15 protein-coding genes are annotated in these 22,288 nt (G+C 73.3%); 3 read left to right on the forward strand and 12 right to left on the reverse strand.

Going from position 1 to position 22,288, the window contains the following annotated elements:
• Window positions 1-870 (reverse strand): DMT family transporter (locus VM242_07330; GenBank protein HVM04965.1); only part of this gene is annotated, 870 nt, incomplete at its 3' end.
• Window positions 867-2,579: an NAD+ synthase gene (locus VM242_07335; GenBank protein HVM04966.1), complete on the reverse strand. Its 1,713-nt coding sequence runs from the start codon at window positions 2,577-2,579 to the stop codon at window positions 867-869. The genes VM242_07330 and VM242_07335, both read right to left, overlap by 4 nt.
• Window positions 2,580-2,603: 24 nt before the next feature.
• Between VM242_07335 and VM242_07340 the strand changes: the two genes are divergently transcribed.
• The 3 genes from VM242_07340 to VM242_07350 all read left to right on the forward strand — a co-directional run bounded on the left by VM242_07340 (window position 2,604) and on the right by VM242_07350 (window position 8,612).
• The gene (locus VM242_07340; GenBank protein ID HVM04967.1) at window positions 2,604-5,267 is read left to right on the forward strand and encodes a bifunctional [glutamine synthetase] adenylyltransferase/[glutamine synthetase]-adenylyl-L-tyrosine phosphorylase; all 2,664 of its coding nucleotides are present in this window, start codon (window positions 2,604-2,606) and stop codon (window positions 5,265-5,267) included.
• A gap of 160 nt (window positions 5,268-5,427) precedes the next feature.
• Window positions 5,428-7,401 (forward strand): glycosyltransferase, encoded by a 1,974-nt coding sequence (locus tag VM242_07345; protein ID HVM04968.1) that lies wholly within the window; start codon window positions 5,428-5,430, stop codon window positions 7,399-7,401.
• Complete coding sequence (locus tag VM242_07350; protein ID HVM04969.1) at window positions 7,398-8,612, forward strand: hypothetical protein; 1,215 nt, start codon at window positions 7,398-7,400, stop codon at window positions 8,610-8,612. The genes VM242_07345 and VM242_07350 overlap by 4 nt, the downstream gene beginning before the upstream one ends.
• Before the next feature lie 3 nt (window positions 8,613-8,615).
• Here the strand turns inward: VM242_07350 and VM242_07355 are convergent, their stop codons facing one another.
• The 10 genes from VM242_07355 to VM242_07400 all read right to left on the reverse strand — a co-directional run.
• Window positions 8,616-9,818 (reverse strand): hypothetical protein, encoded by a 1,203-nt coding sequence (locus VM242_07355; protein ID HVM04970.1) that lies wholly within the window; start codon window positions 9,816-9,818, stop codon window positions 8,616-8,618.
• The gene (locus tag VM242_07360) at window positions 9,796-10,656 is read right to left on the reverse strand and encodes a PhnD/SsuA/transferrin family substrate-binding protein (GenBank protein ID HVM04971.1); all 861 of its coding nucleotides are present in this window, start codon (window positions 10,654-10,656) and stop codon (window positions 9,796-9,798) included. Before VM242_07360 ends, VM242_07355 begins: the two co-directional genes overlap by 23 nt.
• A gap of 64 nt (window positions 10,657-10,720) precedes the next feature.
• Window positions 10,721-11,854 (reverse strand): acyl-CoA dehydrogenase family protein, encoded by a 1,134-nt coding sequence (locus tag VM242_07365; protein ID HVM04972.1) that lies wholly within the window; start codon window positions 11,852-11,854, stop codon window positions 10,721-10,723.
• A gap of 208 nt (window positions 11,855-12,062) precedes the next feature.
• Window positions 12,063-12,380, reverse strand: a complete 318-nt coding sequence (locus VM242_07370) for a carboxymuconolactone decarboxylase family protein (protein HVM04973.1) — start codon at window positions 12,378-12,380, stop codon at window positions 12,063-12,065.
• A 132-nt stretch (window positions 12,381-12,512) separates the two neighbouring features.
• Entirely contained in the window at window positions 12,513-12,686 is a 174-nt protein-coding gene (locus VM242_07375; protein HVM04974.1) for a hypothetical protein, read from the reverse strand.
• Between the two features lie 174 nt (window positions 12,687-12,860).
• Window positions 12,861-13,139, reverse strand: coding sequence for a hypothetical protein (locus tag VM242_07380; protein ID HVM04975.1), 279 nt, complete (start codon window positions 13,137-13,139; stop codon window positions 12,861-12,863).
• 86 nt (window positions 13,140-13,225) lie between these two features.
• Window positions 13,226-17,113, reverse strand: a complete 3,888-nt coding sequence (locus VM242_07385; GenBank protein HVM04976.1) for a Calx-beta domain-containing protein — start codon at window positions 17,111-17,113, stop codon at window positions 13,226-13,228.
• Window positions 17,114-17,578: 465 nt separating this feature from the next.
• A complete protein-coding gene (locus tag VM242_07390; GenBank protein ID HVM04977.1) occupies window positions 17,579-18,511 on the reverse strand; it encodes a response regulator in 933 nt (310 codons plus the stop codon).
• A 176-nt stretch (window positions 18,512-18,687) separates the two neighbouring features.
• Complete coding sequence (locus VM242_07395; GenBank protein ID HVM04978.1) at window positions 18,688-21,495, reverse strand: EAL domain-containing protein; 2,808 nt, start codon at window positions 21,493-21,495, stop codon at window positions 18,688-18,690.
• Between the two features lie 460 nt (window positions 21,496-21,955).
• Window positions 21,956-22,288 (reverse strand): hypothetical protein (locus VM242_07400; GenBank protein HVM04979.1); only part of this gene is annotated, 333 nt, incomplete at its 5' end.

Below are 22,288 nucleotides of genomic sequence, written 5' to 3' on the forward strand. Positions count from 1 at the left end.
GCTCATGCTGGAGCCGGTGGCCGCCGCCACCCCCCGGGCGCCCAGCCGCTCGCCGGTCACGTGCCCCAGGGCGGCGGCGGCCACCGGCTCCAGCATGAGCAGCAGCGAGGTCCGGGTGGGCCCGACGCGGCGCTGGCCCCACACCTGCAGCGAGAAGGCGAGGGCCGACACCGCCGCCCCGGTGAAGGCGGCGGCCAGCCACGCCTCGGCCGGGAAGGCGTAGCCGCCGAGGAACAGCCCGGGCACCGCGCACAGCGCGCCGACGACGAGCAGTTGCACGGCGGTGAGGCGGACGGTGTCGTGGCGAGGCGCCAGCTCGGCCAGCAGCACGATGTGGACGGCGAAGGCGACGGCGCACCCGAGGGTGAGCAGCTCACCCCGCCCGACGCCGGCGCCCTCACCGGTGAGCAGCACCAGCCCGGCGGCGGCGACCACGACACCTGCCGACGTCGCCCCACCCGGGCGCCGGCGCAGCACGAGCGACGAGATCACGGGGACGATCACCACCAGGAGGTAGGTGACGAAGGCCGACACGGGCGCCGTCGTGTACTGGAGGCCCGCCGTCTGGAACAGGTAGCCGGCGAGAAGGACGAGGCCGCACACCACGCCCGCCCCGACCACACCGGAGCGCGCCCCCACCGCCCCTGCCCTGGCGGCATCGCGGTCGCGGCCGGGCGCCAGGGCGAACGGCGCCAGGACGGCCGCGCCGACGAGGAAGCGAACGGCCAGGAAGGGGACGACGGCCACCTCGGCCACCGCGTCGCGCACGACCACGAACGTCGTGCCGAACAACAGGGCGGCGGCGAGCACGGCGGCGTGGGCCCCCAGCACGCCGCCGCCCACCGGCGATGCCGCCGGCGCCGGCGTCAACCGCGGTAGCGGTTGGTGATGGGGACGCGGCGGTCCTTGCCGAAGGCCTTGGGCGTCACCCGCACCCCGGGTGGCGTCTGCCGGCGCTTGTACTCGGCCACGTCGACCAGGCGGACGACCCGGCGGACGACGTCGACGTCGTACCCGGCCTCGACCAGCTCGCCGGCCGTGAGGTCGCGCTCGACGTACGCCTCCAGGATGGGGTCGAGCACGTCGTAGGCCGGGAGCGAGTCGTCGTCGCGCTGGCCCTCCTTCAGCTCGGCCGACGGCGGCTTGGTGAGGACGGCCTCGGGGATCACCTGCCGCCCCGCCCGTTCGTTGACGCGCCGGCACAGCGCGTACACGAGCGTCTTGGGCACGTCCTTGATGACGGCGAAGCCCCCGGCGGTGTCGCCGTAGAGCGTTGAGTAGCCCACCGCCATCTCGCTCTTGTTGCCGGTGGTGAGCACCATCCAGCCGAGCTTGTTGGACAGGGCCATCAGCACCGTGCCCCGGATGCGGGACTGGAGGTTCTCCTCGGTGATGTCCTCGTCGAGCCCGGCGAACGACGGGGCCAGCATGTCGAGCAGGGCGGCGTGGGCGGGCTCGATGGCGATCACCCGCAGGTCGATGCCGAGGGCGTCGGCCAGCAGCCGGGCGTCGCCCTTCGATCCCTCGCTCGAGTACCGCGACGGCATGGACACGCCGTGCACGTGCCCGGGGCCGAGGGCGTCCACGGCCACGGCGGCCACGAGGGACGAGTCGATGCCGCCCGACAGGCCGATCACCACGTCGGTGAAGCCGTTCTTGCGGACGTAGTCGCGTGTGCCGGTGACCAGCGCCCGGTGCACCTCGTCCACCGGGTCGAGCGGCGGCGCCACCGACGGCTCGATGCGCCGCTCCTGGGGAGCCGGCGCGTCGGTCACCACCACCGTCTCCAGGGCGGGGGCGCTGGCCCGGCCGCGCGGGTCGATGAGGCGCTTGCGGAACACCGGGTGGACGTCGAGGTCGACGACGAGGACCGTCTGCTCGAACTGTGGTGCGGAGGCGACGATGCGGCCGTCGGCGTCCAGCACCATCGAGGCGCCGTCGAACACCAGCTCGTCCTGCCCGCCCACCTGGTTGACGTACACGAGGGCGCACGACGCGTCGGCCGCGCGCGTGGCCAGCATCCGCTCGCGCTCGCCGACCCGGCCGCGGTAGAAGGGGGACGCGTTGAGGTTGAGGACGAGCTCGGCGCCGCCGGCGGCGTGCTCGGCGATCGGCCCGGACGGCGCCCACGAGTCCTCGCAGATGGAGATGCCGCACGGGACGCCGGCGATCTCGAACAGGCGCAGAGGCTCGGTGCCGGCGCTGAAGTAGCGCTGCTCGTCGAACACCGCGTAGTTCGGCAGCACCCGCTTGTGGTACGTGCCCTGCACGGTGCCGAAGGCGCACACGGCGGCCGCGTTGAACAGGTCGCGCCGGCGGTCGACGAAACCCACGACGGCCGCGCACCGGCCGGTACGGGCGGCCAGCTTGTGCAGCGCCTCGAGGTTGTCCTCCACGAAGCCGGGCTTGAGGAGCAGGTCCTCGGGCGGGTACCCGGTGACGGCGAGCTCGGGGAACACGGCGACGTCGGCGCCGGCCGCCTCGGCCTTCTCGAGCGCGGCCAGGATGCAGTCGACGTTGCCGTCGAGGTCGCCGACGACGACGTTGACCTGGCAGGCGGCGACTCGGAGGCGACCCACTGGCGCAAGCCTACGCTCGGTCTCGTGGCCGACCGTGCCGTTGACCGGGCCGTCGAGCGCTCCGCCGCGCCGGTCGCGGTGGCCATCGCCCTCGACGCGCTCAGCGAGGCGCGGCCCGACCTGCGCGAGCGGTTGGAGGCCGATCCCGCGCTGTTGTCGACGCTGGTCGCCGTCACGGGCGCCAGCCGGTTCCTGACCCGCCTCCTCGTCGCCGACCCCAACGCCCTCGACGTCGTCGAGGACCTCGACACCCGGCCCCCGCTGACCCCCGGAACGGTGGACGAGCTGGCGGCGTGGAAGCAGCGCGAGCTCCTCCGCATCGCCGCGCGCGACCTGACCGGGCTCGACCTGCTGGAGCAGGTGGGCCGCAACCTGGCCGCCCTGGCCGACGACGTCCTGGCCGCGTCGTGGAGGCTTTCGGGAACGGCGGCCGCCGGAGTGGCCGTCATCGGCATGGGGAAGCTGGGAGGGCGGGAGCTGAACTACGCCAGCGACGTCGACGTCATGTTCGTGGGCGAGGGCGACGCCCGCTCCGTGATGGACGCCGCCCGCACGTGCTTCCGCGTCGACGCCGACCTCCGGCCCGAGGGGCGCAGCGGGCCGCTCGTGCGCACGCTGGCCTCCTACGAGGCGTACTGGGACCGGTGGGCCGGCACCTGGGAGTTCCAGGCGCTCCTCAAGGCCCGGGCGGTGGCAGGGAACCCAGAGCTGGGCGAGCGGTTCCTGCGGTCGGCGTCGGAGCGGGTGTGGAGCCGCCCGTTCGGAGCCGAGGAGCTGCGCGAGGTCCGCGCCATGAAGGCGCGCACCGAGGAGCTGGTGGCCCGCAAGGGGTTGGCCGACCGCGAGGTGAAGCGGGGCCGCGGCGGCATCCGCGACGTCGAGTTCGCCGTGCAGCTCCTCCAGCTGGTGCACGGCCGGGCCGACGAGGCCCTGCGCTCGCCCAACACCCTCGTGGCGCTGGCCGAGCTGGGCGATGCCGGCTACGTCGACCCGGCCGACGCCGACGCCCTGACCGACGCCTACCGGTTCCTGCGCGCCGTGGAGCACCGGCTCCAACTGGTCGAGGGCCGGCAGGTCCACGCCGTCCCGACCGACGGCGACGCCCGCGCCCACCTGGCGCGCGTGCTCGGCGAGCGCGACGACGCCGAGGCCACCGCGGTGGCGCGCTTCGACGCCGACCTGCGCCGCCACCAGGCGACCGTCCGCTCCATTCACGAGCGCCTGTACTTCCGGCCCCTGCTGGAGGCGTTCACCGGTGCCTCGCCCATGACCGCCGCGGCGGTGGAGACCCGCCTGGCCGCCTTCGGCTTCGCCGACGCCGAACGCACCCGCCAGGCGCTGACCGAGCTCACCCGCGGTCTCACCCGCTCCTCCCGCCTGATGAACCAGATGCTCGCCCTTCTGCTGGGCTGGCTGTCCGAGTCCCCCGACCCCGACCTCGGCCTGCTCGGGCTGCGCACGCTGGCGACGGGCCGGCACCGGGCCGCCCAGCTGGTGGCGACGTTCCGCGAGTCGCCCGAGGCGGCCCGGCGCCTGTGCCTGCTGCTCGGCACCAGCCGCATCCTCCTCACCGGGTTCGAGCACCACCCAGAGCTGATCGCCACGCTGGGCGACCGGGAGGCGCTCGCCGCCCGCTCCCGCCGCGAGCTGTCGGAACGGGCTCGCTCGTCGCTGGCGTGGCGGGACGCACCGGCCCAGCGCCGCACCGCTCTCTACCGGCTGGCCCGGGCCGAGCGGACCCTCGTCGCCGCCCGCGACGTGCTCGGCCTGGAGGACGTGGAGCGCACGTCGGACGCGCTGACCGCGCTGGCCGAGGCGGTGCTGGAGGCCGCCCTCGTCACCATCGCCCCGGCCGTGCCGCTGGCGGTGATCGGCATGGGCCGCTTCGGTGGCGCCGAGCTGTCGTACGCCAGCGACCTCGACGTGTTGTTCGTCTACGACGGCGAGACGCCGGAGGACTTCGGGGCCGCCGAGCGGGCGGCCGAGGCGCTGCTCCGGTTCGTCGAGGGCGGCACGCCGGCCGAGCGCATCTTCGACATCGACGCCGACCTGCGGCCCGAGGGGCGCCACGGCCCCCTGGCCCGCAGCCTGGACGGGTACCGCACCTATCACCGGCGATGGGCGCTCACGTGGGAGCGCCAGGCCCTGCTGCGGGCCCGGGTGGTGGCCGGCGACGCCGACGTGGGAGCCCGCTTCCTGTCCCTGGTCGACGACGTGCTGTGGGGATCGCCGCTCACCGACGACCACGTCCGCCAGATCCGGCGCATGAAGGCGCGGGTCGAGCGCGAGCGCATCCCGCCGGGCGACGACCCCCAGTTCCACCTCAAGCTGGGCCGGGGGTCGCTCGCCGACGTGGAGTGGACGGCCCAGCTCCTCCAGCTGCGCCACGGGGTCGCCTCCCCCGGCACCATGGGCGCCCTGCGGCGGCTGGCCGAGGCGGGCGCCGTCGACGGTGACCACGCCGCCGTCCTCGCCGAGGCCTACCGGTTCTGCGAGCAGGTCCGGAACCGGTGGTACCTGGTGAAGGGGGCCCCCGGCGACGCCCTCCCCGCCCGGGCCGACCAGCTGGCCAGGCTGGCCCGCAGCTTCGACACCAGCGCGGCGGCCCTCCGGGAGGAGTACCGCCGGGTCACCCGCCGTGCCCGGCGGGTGGTCGAGCGCCTGTTCTACGGCGTCGACGACTCCTGACGCCAGTCGTCGTTCGCCGGCCACCGGTCGACCGCTCCCCGGCCCGGGGTCAAGTCGCCGGTGAACCTCTGCCCGTTTGGTGCCCCGTTGTCCCTTTCGGGGCCCGGACGGCCGCCGAAACAGCCCTTACGTCGGGACTCCCGAAGGGCGATACCACCGTGTGCACTCGAACTCCGCTCACGCGCCCGACTCCGGGCTGGTCGCCTTTCCCGGTGGCGGGCAGCCGGCGCCCGAGTCGGCCGGCCGCACCCTCCTCATCCACTCGGTGGCGGTGATCGCCCTCCTCGTCAACGCCGCCTATGTGGTCTGGCGGGCGACATCGACCCTCGACCTCGGGGTGTGGTGGGTGTCCGTCCCGCTCCTGGTGCTCGAGGCCCACGCCGTCGCCGGGCTCGGCCTGTTCGCGTTCTCCCTGTGGGACGTCGACGCCCGCCCGCCCGCGAGCAGGCGGGTGACCACCGACAAACGCGTCGCCGTCCTGATCCCCACGTACAACGAGCCCGTCGAGGTGCTGCTCCCCACCGTGGCCGCCGCCGTCGCCCTCCGGCCCGTCCACGAGACATGGGTCCTCGACGACGGGGACCGGCCCGAGGTGCGCCGGCTGGCGGAGCGGCTGGGCGCCCGCTACCTCGCCCGCGAAGGGCACGACCACGCCAAGGCGGGCAACCTCAACAACGCCCTGGGCGTGATCGACGCCGAGCTGATCGCCGTGCTCGACGCCGACCACGTCGCCACGCCCGACTTCCTCACCCACACCCTCGGGTACTTCGACGACCCGCGCGTCGCCGTGGTGCAGACGCCCCAGGACTTCTACAACCTCGACTCGTTCGAGCACCAGACCCTCCGGGGCCGGGACGACGCCGCCCGGTACAACGAGCAGGCCCTGTTCTACCGGGTGCTCCAGCCCGGGAAGAACCGCTGGGGAGCCGCCTTCTGGTGCGGCACCGGCGCCGTCGTGCGAGCCGCCGCCCTGCGGCAGGTGGGCGGGGTGGCCACCGAGACGGTCACCGAGGACATCCACACCACCATCCGCTTCCATCGCCTCGGTTGGCGCACCGTGTACCACAACGAGGTGCTGGCCCGCGGGTTGGCGGCCAGCGACGCGTCGCAGTACTCGGCCCAGCGGCTGCGCTGGGGGACGGGTGCGATGCAGGTGCTGCGGGCCGAGAACCCGCTGTGGTGCAGCGGCCTGCGCCTCCGGCAGCGCCTCGCCTACGCCGCCACGCTGCTCGGCTGGTTCGACGCCTGGCGGTCGCTCGGGTACCTGATCGTCCCCGTCGTCGTCCTGCTCACCGGAGCCGTTCCCATCCAGGCCGACCCCTGGCTGTTCACCGCCGCCTTCGGCGCCAGCTTCGTCCTCCAGCGCATCGCCATCCTGCTGCTCTCGCGCGGCCGCGCCCCGCAGCTGCTGACCTCGGTCTTCGAGCTGGTGCGCATGCCGGCCAACCTGCGGGCGACACTCACCCTGCTGCGCCGGAGGGAGCGGGCGTTCCAGGTCTCGCACAAGGGCCGGGTGGGCGAGGACCGCCGGCGCGTGCCGGTCCCCGCCGTCCTGTGGGCCCTCCTCGTCGCCGGCGTCGGAGCCGGCGTGGCCTTCGTCCTCACCCTGGCCGGGCTCACCCCCATCGACTACGAGGTCCGGTGGGCCGCCTACGGCGCCGCCGGCTGGCTCGTCGTCAACACCCTGCTGCTGGCCGTGGCGGTGTCCCGGATCCGGTCCGAACGCTTCGCCGGCGAGCGCCGGGCCAGCGTGCGCTTCGACGTGGACGTGGCCGGCTCACTGGACGGCACCGCCTGCCGGGTCCAGGACCTCTCCCTCACCGGCGCCCGGGTGGTGGCGCCGGCCGGCGCCGCCCACCCCGGGGGCGGAGCGCTGGACGTCGAGGGCCTGCCCGTGCGGCTGCGGACGGTGGCCCGCTCGGCTCGCCCGCTCGACGACGGGTCCGTGCTCGTCGGTCTCCAGTTCGAGCCCGGCCAGGACGCCGAGCAGGCCATGCTCGCCCTCGCCCTGTTCAACGCCCGCAACGTGCCGCGGCTGGTGGCGCCGCCCGACGCGCCGCCCGCCGGCGCCGCCCTGGCACCCGTCGCTCCGCTGCCCGTGGCCGTCGCCCGCGAAGCGGGGCTGGCCGGATGAGGCGGGCGCGGTCGAAGGTCGGCGCCACCGTCCTCGCCATCGCCGCGCTGGCCGGATGCTCGTCGTCCTCCGGGACCGGCACCGGGGCCCGGACGGCGTCCGGCGCGGCGCCCGGCGGAGCAGCGTCGGCCTGCACGGCCGCCGTCACCGGCGGTGCGCCCCTGGAGCCGGCGGCCGGCGCCTGGTTCGGCGTCAACCTCGACTGGGAGAACGACAGCCCGGCGTCGTACGCCGGCCGCCTCGGCCGCACTCCGGCCGTCTTCGTGGAGTTCGCCGCCTTCCCGCTCGACGACGCCCCCGGCGAGCGGCTCGACGCCGTGATCGACCAGGTCGCCGACGTCGGCGGCATGGCCCTGCTGACGCTCGAGCCCCGCGGAGGTCTGGAGGCCGTCACCCCTGCGGTGGCGGCCGCACTGGGCGAGCGACTGGCCGGTTACAACCGGCGCGGCGTGCCGGTCTTCGTCCGCTTCGCCCACGAGATGAACGGGTCGTGGTACCCGTGGTCGCAGCAGCCGGCCGAGTTCGTGCGGGCGTTCCGCACGGTGGCCGACGCCGTCCACCGCCTCGCCCCTGCCTCCGCCACCGTGTGGGCGCCGAACTACGGCGGTGGCTATCCCTTCGCCGGCGGGGCGCACGCAGCGGAGCCGGGCACGGCCGCGTTCGCGACCCTCGACACCGACGGCGACGGGAGCCTGTCGATGACCGACGACCCGTACGGCCCGTACTACCCCGGCGACGACGCCGTCGACTGGGTCGGCATGTCGCTGTACCACTGGGGCAGCGCCTACCCGTGGGGCGAGAACGAGCTGCCCGAGCCGGGCAAGTTCGTCGCCCAGCTGACCGGCGAGTACGACGGCGCGGGCGGCGACGACACCGCCCTGCCCGACTTCTCGGCCGTGTGGTCGGTGGGGCGCGACAAGCCGCTCGCCGTCACCGAGACGGCGGCGTTCCACGCCCCGGGCCGGGGTGGCGCCGACGCGGCGGAGACCAAGCGGCGGTGGTGGGGCCAGGTCCTCGACCCGGCCGCACGCGAGCGGGTGCCCCGCCTGGCGATGGTCAACTGGTTCGAGTGGGACAAGCAGGAGCAGGAGGTGGGCGGCCGGGTGGACTGGACCGTCACCCGCCACCCCCGGCTGGCCGGCGAGTTCGGCGCCGCCCTGGGCCAGGGGTTCTCGTTCTCCTCCGAGGTGGCGGCCGCCTGCCGGCGCTGAGCGTCACATGAAGTTCCTGGTGTGCAGGGCCGACAGGGCCGCCGCGTCACCGGGTGGGAAGCCGAGGCGCACCAGCCGGCGCTGGCGGCCCTCGTCCATGTCGGCCTGGAGCGCCTGCACGCGCTGGTAGCCGGCGGCGATGGCGCCCGGCTCCCACGACCCGGCGGCCAGCACGACGAGGGAGTCGAACACCTCCTCGTTGAGCCCCGACGTGTCCACCAGGGCGTCGTGGCGGCGCTCCACGGCGGCCCGCAGGCGGGCCCTCAGGCCGGGATCGGCGGTGGCCGTGTGCTCGAGGTGGCCGAGCCCGAACGCCACGTGGCGGGCCTCGTCCTGCAGCGCCAGCCGGGAGACCTGGCGGGTGACAGGGTCGGGGGCGTGGCGCTCCAGGAACGACAGCAGGTTCAAGAAGCTCCCCTCACCCAGCACCGAGAGGAGGAAGGAGGCGAGGGCGAAATCCGGCTCGGCGACGAGGGTCTGCAGCGAGGCCCGCCCCCCGGCGCCCGAAGTCCCCAGCTCGCCGCCGTCCAGCAGCGCCCGGCGGGTGAAGACCTCGATGTGGCGGGCCTCGTCGGCGACCTGGACGGCGAGCAGCTGCACGACCTCGCGGAAGTGGGGGTGGATGCGGCCGAGGAACCGGGCGGGCACCACCAGGGCCGCCTGCTCGTTCTCGACCAGGTACGTCATGACCTGGACGACGGCCGCTTCCACCTCGGGCGCCAGGCCCCGCGGCGCCGCCCAGTCGACGGCCGTCGCCGGGTCCCACTGCGAGGCGGCCGCCTGGGCGTAGAGCCGGGGCGCCAGGTCCGACCACACCAGCTCGCGGTCGTCGAGGTCGAACATCGGCTCGACGCCGCCCGGCTCCACGAGGGCGCCGCGCGCGGCCAGGCCCCATCCCGGTGACGGCCGGGCCACCACGTCGCCCGTCGCGGGCCGGCCCGCCCGCTCGGCGCCCGCCCAGCGCTGGCGCTCGGCCGGGCCGACCACCACGGTGCCCACGACGCCGTCCCGCTGGTCGGCCCCCGACGGCCGCTCGACGCGGTGGCCGTGCGCCCGGCACCACGCCGGCAGGTGGACGGCCAGCTGCGGCGCCCGCCCCCGCACGGCCAGGCGGTCGCCGGGCCGGAGGGCGGCCAGCGCCCGCCGCACGAGGAGGTGGGCGCCGGCGTCGAACCCCAGGCCCTCAAGGTCGATAGTCGGCTGCAATCACCTCTCCGTGATCGTCGTAGAACCGCGTCTCGTCGACGGCCGCCTCCAGCGCCGCGTACCCCGACGTTCGCCCGGGCCGCCAGGCGGTGAGGCCCTCGAGGTCCAGCAGGGGCCGCACCAGGGGATCGGCGTACGACATCGACAGCAGCAGGTCGCCGAAGCGCTCGACGACCTCGGCCGGTGCCGCGTCGGTCACCGTCATGTTGCAGTGGTCGTAGGGCTCCGTCTGGGCCAGCACCCGGGAGGCGCCCGGCGCCAGCGTGCCCTCACGGGTGAACACCAGGTGGTTGCCGTCGATCATGCAGGCGGCGTCCACCTCGCCGGCGGCGAGCGCCCTGGCCGCGTCCCGCTCGCCGCCCACGTGGTCCCCGTGGAGGCCCACGCCGACGTCGTACCGGCGCACCTCCACGTCGCCCGTGTCCAGGCCGAGGGACCGCAGGTGGGCCAGCGGCAGCAGCGTCGCCTGAGGCGAGTCGACCGCGCCCGTCGCCACGGTCCGCCCCTTCAGGTCGGCCGGGGCGGCGACGTCGGAGTCGGCCCGGACCACGACCACCGAGGTGAGGTCCTGATCGGTGTCGCGCATGACCAGGGCGCGGACGTCGCGCCCGGCCGCCACGGCCGCCCGGCGGGCACGGACCCAGGCCAGAGGCGAGTTCCAGGCTGCCGCGATCCGGCCCGCCACGAGGTCGTCGACCTGGCGCTCGTAGTTGGAGTACAGGACGTAGTCGAAGTCGAGGTCGTGGCCGCGGAACCAGGCCCGGAAGCCGTCCCAGATGGTGACGACCTTGGCGTCGTAGGCGACGGCCCCCATCACGAACGAACCGCCGGCGGTCATGTGCGCACCATCCCTTCGTGATGGCGCCCCAGCGAGTTGCCGATGGACCGGCCTCCCGGGCCCGTCATGCCGGCACCTCGTCGACGAGGGGCATCCCGCAGATGGCGCGGCCCACGAAGTCGAGGAGGGCGTCGGTGGTCGGCGCCATCACCCGGGCGGCGCGGGCGTCGCGGAAGCGGCGCTCGATGCCCAGCTCCTTGCGGAAGGCGGCGCCGCCGCAGATCTTCATGGCCCGGTCGGTCACGTCGATGGCGGACTCCGCGGCCGCCGCCTTCACCTCGAGCACCCGGAGCATGGCGTCCGCCCGGCCGGATGCGAGGGCGGCGAGGGTGTCGTCGAGGAAGGCCCGCGTGCGGTCGGTCTCCACCCTGATGCGGGCCAGGTCGAGGCGCACGACGGGCTGCTCCGACAGGGACCGGTTCAGGTGGTCGAGGCGGGTCGAGGTGAGGTGGGCGACGGCCTCCGCCGTGACGGCCTCCATGAGGCCGAGGGAGAAGGCCGCGTTGAGCACGAGGAACCACGGCAGCGTCCGGGTGAGCGCCACGTCGAGCCCCCGCCCGTCGCCGCCCAGCATGGCGTCCAGCGGCACGACGACGCCGTCGGCCGTCACCGGCGTCGACCGGTTGGCCCGCAGGCCGAGCCCGTCGAACGGCCCGGCCACGCTGAGGCCGGGGGCGTCGGAGGGGACGAGCCACAGGGTCATCGGCCCTTCGGCGGCCAGCGGCCGGCTCGACCAGACGTAGCTGTCCGCCTCGCCGGCGGAGGTCACCCAGCTCTTGGCCGCGTCGAGCCGCACGCCGCCGTCCTGCTCCACGGCGGTGCTCATGGGCGCCCAGAAGTGGCTGCGCGAGCCGGTCTCCGAGAACGCCAGGGTGGTGACGTGCCGGCCCGCAGCGATGGCCTCGCGCACGTCCTTGGGGCCGAATGCCTCGATCACGGGCACGGCGGCGTAGTGCATGAGCACGACCATGGCCGTGGAACCGCACGCGCCGGCCAGACGCTCGACGACCTGGGCGGCGGCGTCCATGCCGGCGCCGGCGCCACCGACGTCGGGAGAGCTCACCAGCCCGAGGATGCCCGCATCGGCGAGGGCGTCCAGGGCGGCGCGTGGATAGGTGGAATGGCGGTCGGCGTCGGCCGCCGAGGGGGCGACGACGTCGTCGACGACACGCTGGAGCGCGTCGAGAGGGGTGGACAACGGGGCTCCTTTCACGAGCACACGAGGTGGGCGTCGCGGAAGGAGCGGGGGGGGTCAGCCGTTCACCGGCTCGCCCGCCGCGTCGACCGCGACCGTGCCCGCCCGACCGGGCGGGGGGAGGAAGCGGATCAGCGGCGTGGCACAGCGTCCCCTTTCGTCTGGACGATGGGGACGATAGCGGCCCGGCGGCCGTAGGAGGATTCGGGCGTCAGCGCCCGGCGACGACGTCGTCGATCCACGCCATGGCGGCCACCACGGCAGGGAAGCCGCAGGTGGTGACGCACAGGACGGCGACCTGGCGCACCTCGTCCTCGGAGGCGCCCGCGTCGAGCGCCTTGCGGGCGTTGGACCGCACGGCGCCCTGCGCCTGGGCGCCCACCGACGCGGCCAGCTTCACCAGCCGCCGGGTGCGCTCGTCGAGGGGCCCGGCGTCCTCCGCCGCCCGGGCCACCGTGCCCAGGGCGGTCACCACCTCCGGGTAGCGGTCGCGCACCGAGCGGTAGATGTCCGGGAGGTAGTCGTCCATACCCGGACGCTAACCAGCCGGGCGCGGCGGGCGGCCGGTGCGGCCGGGTGGTCCACAGGCGCGGTGAGGCGTCCGCTGCGCCACCTCCATTCGCACGACCGGCGCTGCGGTGTGCTCAGCCGACGTCCGACCTCAAAAGGCGAGTGCCCCGGTGTTCCACATCACGGGGAACACGAAAAGGGCCAGCCCGAGCGGGACGAACGCCACCTGGGCGCGAACGCGGCTGCCGAGAGCCGCCAGCACGAAGCAGATGACCGCCGCCAGGTAGAAGAAGAACTGGATCTCGAGGCTCATGGCGTCGTCCACGGTCGGCCAGTCTAGGTGAGGCGCCCGACGCCCGCCCGACGAGGATCCCCGAGCATGCCGACGGCGACGGTGCGGTGGTCGGTCCACCAACGGCTACGGCGGCCAAGGCCGCAAGGCAGTCGGACTCTGCGGGGAGTCCGCTCATGGACCTTCCCGTCCGGGGCCAGCTGACGATCACAACCGTTCGATGATCACCTGCGGGTCGCCGGCAGCGAGGGTGCCGAGGTGACCGGCGTCGCCCGTGAGGATGACGGCACCGCCCCCCTCGATGGCCGTTGCGACCACGACGCATCGACGGTCGCCGCCGAAGCGGCGCTCCCGAGCAGCTGCCCCGGTGGTGCGCCCGATCGCCTCGTCGGCCACGTCGACCCGGCCGACCGCCTTCAGCAGCCGGTTGACGGGCGCATCCGTGGGTCCGCCCCGGAAGGTCTCGGCCACGACGACGGCCGGCACCCTCGGCGCTCGCCTCGAGCGCGGCGGCCAGCGCGGCCCGAGCGCGCACCTCGGCCCGGAGCCTGCAGATCCGCTGAGACCGGACGCTACCGGCGAAGCGCTGCCATGCCCACGATCGGCCGGTTGAGGGCGATGGCCCCGGTGGAGCCGCGGAAGACGGCGTCGCCGAAGGCGAAGATGCCGCCGTCGGACGCCACCAGCCAGTAGCCGTTGCCGCTGGGCGTGGCCGCCGAGCCGACGATCGGCCGGTTGAGCGTTATAGCCCCGGTCGATCCGAAGAACCTGGCGTCGCCGAAGGCGAAGATGCCGCCATCGGAGGCCACCAGCCAGTAGCCCGTTCTCGCCGGCGCAATCGGTGCCTGGTCGTCGTCCACAATGGTGCCGGTCCCCCGGGCACGGGCGACCGTGGCGTTGACCGGGTTGGAGAGGTCGACGTTGAACGTCTCGTTGCCTTCGACGAGGAGGTCGCCCCGGACCGGCACCGTGATCGAGCCGCTGGCCTGGCCGGCGGGGATGCTGAGTGTGCCGTTGGTCGCCGTGTAGTCCGCCGGGGCGGTGGCCGAGCCGTTCGCTGTGGCGTAGCCGACGCTGACGGCCCTGCCGCTGACGCTCGACAGGACCACCGCGAAGGTGGCGTTGGTCGAACCGCTGGCCCCTTCCTGGACCGACACGTCGTTGATCGAGATCGTGGGCGAAGCGTCGTCGTCGGTGATGGTCGCAACCGCGGCTGCGTCGCCGATGGTGGCGTTGGTGGCGCCCGACAAGGTGACGGTGAAGGTCTCGTCGTCCTCGTCGAGGGTGTCGCCGGCCACCGCGACGGTGATCGTCTTCGTCGACTCCGAGGCGGCGAAGCTCACGGTGCCCGTCGTTGCCGTGTAGTCACCCGGCGCCCGTGCGGACCCGTCGGAGGTGGCGAAGGCGACGGTGACGGCCTGGGAGGTCGTGCCGGTCCGGGTGACGGTGAACACGGCGTTCGCCGTGCCCGAGTTGCCCTCTGTGACGGTGACGTCGCCGATCGACAGCGTGCCGTCGTCGTTGGTGATGGTGGCGAACGCCTGGTTGTCGGCGATGACGGCGTTGCCGGCCGCTGACAGGTTGACGCTGAACCGCTCGTCCGGCTCGTTCGACGTGTCGCCGTTGACGGCGACACTGATGGTGCCGGTCGTCGCGCCCGGGGAGAGCACGAGAGTGCCGGTGGCTGCCTGGTAGTCGCTGCCGGCGTTGGCCGTGTCGTCAGCGGTGGCGTAGTCGACCGTGACGGTCTGAGTGCTGGCCGCCGACAGGGTGACGGTGAAGGTGGCCGTCGTGGTGCCGGCGTTGCCCTCGGCAACGGTGACGTCGGCGATGGTCATCGAGGGAGCGTCGTTGTCGACGATGGTGCCGATCCCCTGCCCATCGGCGATCGTGGCGCTGGAAGGCGCCGAGAGGTTGACCTGGAAGGTCTCCTGCGCCTCGTCGATGGTGTCACCGACCACCGGCACGCTGACCGTCTTCTCCGTCTCACCAGCGGCGAAGCTGAGTGTCCCACCGGTCGACGTGTAGTCGCTTCCCGCCGTGGCCGAGCCGTCGGCGGTGGCGTAGGCGACCGTGACGGTCGCCACGGCGGCGGGCAGCAGCCGCACCGTGAACACCGCCGTGGTCGTCGCCGCGTCCGGCTCCGTCACCGTCACGTCGTCGATCGACAGCGTGGGCGGGCCGTCGTCGTCGAGGATCGTGCCGACGCCCTGGGCGTCGGCGATGGTGGCGTTGGAGGGTGACGACAGGTCGAGGGTGAAGGTCTCGTTGGGCTCGTCGGTGACGTCGCCGACGACGGCCACGCCGACCTCTTTGCTCGTCTCCCCGGGGGAGAAGGTGAGGGTCCCCGAGGTCGTCGTGTAATCGCTGCCGGCCGTTGCCGTACCGGCGGCAGTCGCGTAGGCGACGGTCACCGTGCGGGCGCTGGCGGTCGAGAGGGTGACGGTGAAGGGGGCGGTCGTCACCCCGGCGTCGCCCTCGGCGAGGGAGGCGTCGTTCACCGTGATGGACGGAGGTGCGTCGTCGTCGGTGATGGTGACCTGGCCCTGGGCGTCGGCGACGCTGGCATTGACCGCCCCGGACAGGTCGACCGTGAACGTCTCGTCGGCCTCGTCCACCGAGTCGCCGACCACGGCCGCGGAGACGCTCTTGGTGGTCTCCCCGGCGACGAAGGTGAGCGTCCCCGAGGTCGCCGTGTAGTCGCTCCCGGCCGTGGCCGTGACGTCGGCCGTGGCGTAGGCGACGGTGACGGTGCGCCCGCTGGCCGCCGACAGGGTGACGGTGACGGTGGCGTTGGTGGTGAACAGGTCGCCCTCCACGACGGCGGCGTCGCTGATCGACAGCGACGGCGGGGCGTCGTCGTCGGTCACCGTCGCCTGCCCCTGGCCGTCGCCGATGGAGGCGTTGACGGGCGCGACGAGGTTCACGAAGAACGTCTCGTCGTCCTCGTCGAGGACGTCGCCGTTGACGGCCACGGTCACGACCTTGGTGGCGTCGCCCGCCGCGAAGACCAGGGTGCCCGCTCCCGCCACGTAGTCGGCCGGGGCGACGGCAGTCCCGTTCGACGTCGAATAACCGACGGTGACGGTCTGGGTGGCGGAGGGGGAGAGGGTGACGGTGAACGATGCGTTGACCGTGCCCGTGTTGCCTTCGGTCACGGTCGTGTCGCCGATCGACAGGCTCGACGGGGGACCGTCGTCGTTGACGATCGTCCCTTCACCCCGGTCGTCGCCGATGGTGGCGTTGACGGGTACGGAGAGATCCACGAAGAAGCTCTCGTTCGGCTCGGCCGCGAGGTCACCGACGACATCGACGGTGACCGTCCTGGAGGTCTGTCCAGCGGTGAAGGTGAGCACGCCGCTCGTGGGCACGTAGTCGGCGGGGGCGACGGCGGTACCGTCCGCCGTGGCGTAGGCCACGGTCACCGTCTGGGCGCTGGCGGGCGTGAGCGAGACGGTGAACGTGAAGGCGGTGACGCCGGCGGAGCCCTCGACGGCGCTCCGGTCGGTGATCGCCAGCACCGATCCGGCGTCGTCGTCGGTGATGGTGCCCAACCCTTGGCCGTCGGCCACCACGGCGTTGGTCGCGGTGGCGGCGAGATTGACGCGGAAGACCTCGTCGGGCTCGTCGGCGGTGTCGCCCAGCACGGGCACGCTGATCGTCGCCGTCGTCGTTCCCGGAGCGAAGGTCAGCGTGCCCGACGTGGCGGTGTAGTCACTGCCGGCCGTCGCCGTACCGTTGGCCGTCGAGTACCCGACGGTGACCGGCTTGGCGCTGGCCGGGGCGAGCGTCACCGTGAACACGGCGTTCGTGGTCCCCGCGTTCCCTTCGCTCACGGTCGCGTCGCCGATCGACAGGGCAGGAGGCCCGTCGTCGTCGACGATGGTGCCCACGCCCCGGGCGTCCGAGATCGTGGCGTTGACCGGTGCCGAGAGGTTCACGAAGAACGTCTCGTTGTTCTCGTCGGTGGCGTCGTCGAGCACGGCGACGGTGACCGTCGCGCTCGTCTGGCCCGGGGTGAAGGTGAGCGTGCCGCTGGTGGCGGTGTAGTCGGTACCCGCGCTGGCCGTGTCGTCTGCAGTGGCGTAGGCCGCCGTGACCGTCCGCCCGCTGGGAGCCGACAGGGTGGCCGTGAACGTGATGGCGACCGGGCCAGTGGCCGATTCGGTCGCGGGGTTGGGGATGCCGTTGTCGATGGACAGCCGCGGCGGGTCGTCGTCGTCGACGATGGTGCCGACGCCTTGGGCGTCGGCGACGGTGGCGTTGGTGGCGTTCACCAGGTCGACGGTGAAGGTCTCGTCGGGCTCGTCGAGGGTGTCCCCGGTCACCTGGACCCTCACCGTCTTGGACGTCTCGCCCGGAGAGAAGGTGACCGTGCCGCTGGTCGCCGTGTAGTCCGCGCCGGCGGTGGCCGTGCCGTTCGCCGTCGAGTAGTCCACGGCGACGAGGGTGGTCTCCACCGCCGAGAGGGTCACGGTGAAGGTCGCAGCGGTGCTCCCGCTGTTCCCCTCCGGTCGCGACGCGTCGCTGATCGACAGCGTCCCGTGGGCGGCCAACGCCTGAGAGGGGACCACCAAGGGGAGAACCACTCCCGCCACCAGGGCCACGGCGACGAAGGAGGCGAGCGCGGAACGCTGACGAGTGCGGTTGGCGGTGGTTGCGACGAAAAAGGGCATATTTGAGAATCCCTGGCCGTTGGAGACAACTCGGACCGAAGCGCCGACTACCGGGCGACACGCAATAGCGACGACGTCAGCGGGAGCTTCGTGTGACGACGCTACAAGGTCCAGGAGCAACGCCGAGCCAACATGCCGAACCGCGGCGGTGCCCCCTGCCAGGGGATCCATCGTGGAGGAGAACCAGCATCTACTCCGCACGCCGCGGTCGCCGGTGGCGAGCAGCGGACCCTTCGTGGGGGGTCCTCCTCAGCCCCGCGTCGATCGGGCCAGAGCCCACAGATCTGTGGCGACCGTCTCGTGGGCCCCCGAAAGTGAGTGGGCACGGTGAGGCTCCCGGGCCGCGGCGATGTCGGAGTTCTCGACGTGATTCTGGGCGCGGAGGGCAGCGCGGACCAGGTCGTACTCCTCTTTCAGTTCCACCAGCACCGTCTCAGCTCCTTCGAGCCGCCCGGCAACGCCCATCGTCACCAGGTCCGAGCAGACGATCGCCAGGCGGCGGGCCCCGATTTCGGCCGCGCTCCCCTTGAGGAGGTGGGCCGCAGAGGCCACCGAGTGGCTGTCCGCCCGACGCAGCGCCTCATGGAGATCCGCGATGCGCCTGGTCATCTCGGTGAAGAAGAGCTGGAACAGCTCCTCCAGCAGGCCCGCGCTGCCGGGCTCGCTGCCGAGCGACCGCAGATCGGCCATGGTGTCCGCGTCGAGAACCTCCCCGGAGGTGGGGAGCGGCATGACCAGGCAGCCTTGCGTCCCGCCGTCCCGCGGCCCGGTCCAACGGGACAACGTCGACAGAAGATGCTCCCTTTGGACCGGCTTGGCGAGGTAGTCGTCCATACCGACGCTGAAGCAGCGTCGCCGGTCCTCCGACCCGTTCCCGGCGGTCATGGCGATGATCGGCGTGTGAAGGCCACTGCGCTCGCCAGCCCGGATGCGCTCCGTCGCTTCGTAGCCGTCCATCGTCGGCATCTGGCAATCCATGAGGACGGCGGCATAGCGCCCTCCGGCCACCGCCGCCACGGCCTCGACGCCGTTCACCACGGTGACCACCCGGTACCCGGCGTTTTCGAGCATGGCCACCGCCACCTTCGCGTTGACCGGGTTGTCCTCAGCCAGCAGGAGCGGAGCGGCCGGGCCTTCGGGGCCGGACGGGAGCGCCGGCCCGGGCGCAGTGACGTGGACCATGGCTGAACTCCTTTGGGGCGAGGTGCTCGATGGGCCGGCAGGGTCTGGGCAGGTGGTACCGCGCATTGTCGTCACTCCGGTGTCTGAACTTGACCGGTCTTGCGGGCTTGCGCCCTTGGCGAAGCTTCGGCACGTGGACCGGCCGCCGGAGCCGGTCCAACAGCTGCTCGGGGGCCTCATCCACCGGGACTACCTGCGGTCCGGCCCGCGATGGCCCAGCCGGGGGAGGCGGCATTCCGTTCCGGCGCGGTCGTACCGAGCATCTCGGCGATGGCGCACGGCGTCACCGGTCGGCTCATCAGATAGCCCTGGCCCTCGTCGCAGCCGAGGCCCAGGAGGTAGTTGAACTGCTCCGCCGTCTCGATGCCCTCGGCGACGGTGCGCAGGCCCAGTCCATGGGCCATGACCACCATGGCAACCACGAGAGGCACCTCGGCGCTGTCGCCGTCGATCTCGGCCACGAAGCTGCGGTCGAGCATGACGCAGTCCACCGACGACGTGCGCAGCCGGGCCAGCGAGGAGTACCCCGTGCCGAAGTCGTCGATGGACAGCTTCACGCCGATGCCGTGCAGCTCACCCAGGAGAGCGGCGGTGGGCTCGTCGTCGCGCAGGGCGCTCTCGGTGATCTCCAGCACGAGCCGGCCCGGGTCGAGCCCGGTCGAGGCCAGGACCGACCTGACGCTGTCGGTGAAGCCCGGGCGGTCGAGCTGGTACAGCGAGACGTTGACGGCCACCGACAATGCGGGGTGCTCGGGCGTGGATGCGTCCCAGCAAACGAGCTGCCCGCACGCCTCGGCGAGCACCCATTCGCCCAGGGGGACGATCAGGCCCGTGCGCTCGGCCACCGGGACGAACTCGACCGGCGACATCGGCGGCCGCCCGGGCCGGTCCCAACGCAGGAGCGCCTCGACGGCCGTCAGGACGCCCGTGGAGAGGCTCACCACCGGCTGGTAGACGAGTCGGAAGTCCCCGTCCCGCAGGCCGGACCGCATCTCGCTCTCCAGGGCCAGGCGTTCGTCGGCCAGGACCTGCATGGCGGGGTCGAACACCACGTAGCCGCCCCTGCCCTTGTGCTTGGCCTCGTACATGGCCAGGTCGGCGCCGCGGAGCAGCTCCTTGGCATCACTGCCGTGGCTGTCGCCGACGATGCCGATGCTGGCGTCGACGAGCACCTCGGTGCCCTCGACCGCCAACGGGCGGGCGAGGGCAGCCAGCATCCGCCCCGCCACCGCCACCGCGTCGGCCGAGGTCGAGCTCTGCAGCACGAAGACGAACTCGTCGCCGCCGAGGCGCACGGACAGGTCGCCGTCGCGCACACACCCTCGCAGGCGCCTGCTCACCTCGACCAGGAGGAGGTCGCCGGCCTCGTGACCGAGGCTGTCGTTGACCCGCTTGAAGTCGTCGAGGTCGGCCAGCACGACCGCCAGGGGCCTGCGCTCGGCCTGGGCGTGCAGGAGCATGGCGGTGACGCCGGCGTCGAAGCGGGCCCGGTTGCCCAGGCCGGTGAGGGCGTCGTGGAAGGCCTGGTGCTCCAGGTCGAGCTGGGCCCGGCGGCGGTCGGTGATGTCGTGCATGGCCACCACCGCTCCCAGCTGGGCCCCGTCGGGCCCGGCGATGGCGCGCCCGGTGCAGCGCACGAGGCGGTGGCGGCCGCCCTCGGGGGCGATCACCAGCTCCTCGTCGTGCACGAGCTCGCCCGCGAGCGCCCGCAGGAGGGGGATCTGCTCGGTGGTGAGCGGCGTCACCCCGTCGGCCTGGCGCAGGCTGTAGTGCCGCGCCCATTCCTCGGCCGGGATCGGCTCCGCCGGCAGCCCGTGCAGGCGGCGGGTGGCGTCGTTGAACACCGTGAGCACGCCGTCGCCGTCGCAGGCCACCACCCCCTCCTCCAGGCTCTCCAGCACGGCGGCGAGGAACTCGCGCTCGCCGACGAGTTCGGCCGTACGCTCGGCGACCCGCCGCTCCATATCGTCGGCCAGGGCGATCTTCCTGGAGACGACGACCACCTGGCGCACGGCGAGGAGGGCGAGGAGGATGAGCCCGTTCCAGAACAGGAAGGGGCGGTCCGACAGCGACACCGGCAGGGTGGCGCCGACGGCCAGGGCGGCGAGGACCGGGAGATAGGGCAGCAGCTCCTGGGTGAGCGTGAGGCGGCCCTCGCCTGGCGGCGCCGGCCGTCCCGGTGCGGTGGCGGCCAGGGCCACCAGGGCGAAGGCGATGCTCCAGGCCACGTCGAACAGGTGGCCCCCTTGGTAGCCGCCCGAGAGGACCCGCTCGACGTAGAGGCTGTCGCTGACGGCCAAGGTGGCGAACCCGGCGCCGAGCACCAGCCACGGCAGGCGGCAGCCGGCCGGCCTGCGCATGCCGAGAACCAGAACCAGCGACACCATCGCCACGTCGACCACGGGGTAGGCCAGACCGACGACGCGTTCGAGCCGGCTGTCCACCGGGGCTGCGTACAGGTCGCCGAGCACGGTGGCCCAACTGACGAACAGGACGGCGGCGGCGATGACGGCGGCGTCGAGGGTCCCTGCCAGCCGAAAGCGCCCCGGCAGCGCCGGGCTGCGCAGGCCCACCAGCCCGATGGCGGCGGGCACGGCGTAGCCGAGGAAGCCGACGTCGGCCAGGGACGGGAAGGGGTAATCATGGTCGCGGGTCACGCCGTCGAAGGCCCACACCGCGCCGCCCGCCGCCCACAGCAGGCACGATCCCCCCATCCACCGCCACGACGCCTCGTCGTCGGCTTGGCTGCGGGCACGCCGCAGGCACGCCCAGCCGGCGACACCGGGGGCGACGAGGAAGGACAGGTCGCTCAAGGTCTTGGCCGCTGTGGTCCCGTCACCCACCTCCAGCGCCAGGGCCAGCCCCGAGACCGCAACCACGGCGTAGAGGAAGTGGACGAGGAAGGGCCTCGACGCCGAGTCGAGGCCGACACCGCCTGCGGCCGCCGCATCCACGTCCTGTGCTGTCCTCGCCCCCGGCGTCATCGACGAGTCTCCGGCGTAGAGGAGCCACTCAGGGCCCGCCTGATCGCCGCACAGCCGACCATTACCCGCCTCCTCCATTGTCGCTAATCCGTTAGGGGAGGTGCCGGGGTCTGCGGCACAGGACCTTTGTGCTCCTGCGGTGCCCACCGGGACGAAGGGCGAAACGTAGTGCTCAAGGATCTTAGACTATTTCGGTACGTCACGGTCGATTATTTCGGTGCGTGCGCCGACCGCTCGAGCGAGGATGGCCTAGCCAGCGGTCCTCACCCGCTGCACCGCGTGAATTGGGCCACCTCGAGGGACCGGTCCCAGCGCGAGCGCCGCCCGGGCCCCCAATGCTCAGCGCCGCCGAGCCTCTATCGCAGACTCACCGGCGAGGCATGGCCGCAAATGAGCGTGAGTCGCCACGCGCGCCGACGGCGGCCCCTGGGGGCCGCCGTCGGTGGAGCTGCGGGGGGTGCTACTTGCCGCCCAGCAGGGCGCTGACCGAGCCCGTCGCCGAGCCCACCAGGTTGGCCGACGCCGGCGTGGTCGACGCCGAGCCGTTCAGCGAGCCGCTCGCCGAGCCGCTCGCCGACACGCCGGTGCTGGTCGAGGGGACGGCCGGGGAGACGGTGGTCTCGCCGCCGCCGCTCACCGACGCCGTGATGGCGGCGGGCAGGTTGGTGCGCACCTGGGTCAGCGCCGACAGCACGGCGTCGCCCTGGGTCGCCACCACGCCGCGGGCGGTGGTGATCTGGGTGTCGACGGCCTTGACGATGTCGCCGCCGGCCTTGACCGACGCGTTGGCCGT

Source organism: Acidimicrobiales bacterium (assembly GCA_035540975.1).
In the GTDB taxonomy this organism is placed as follows: Bacteria; Actinomycetota; Acidimicrobiia; order Acidimicrobiales.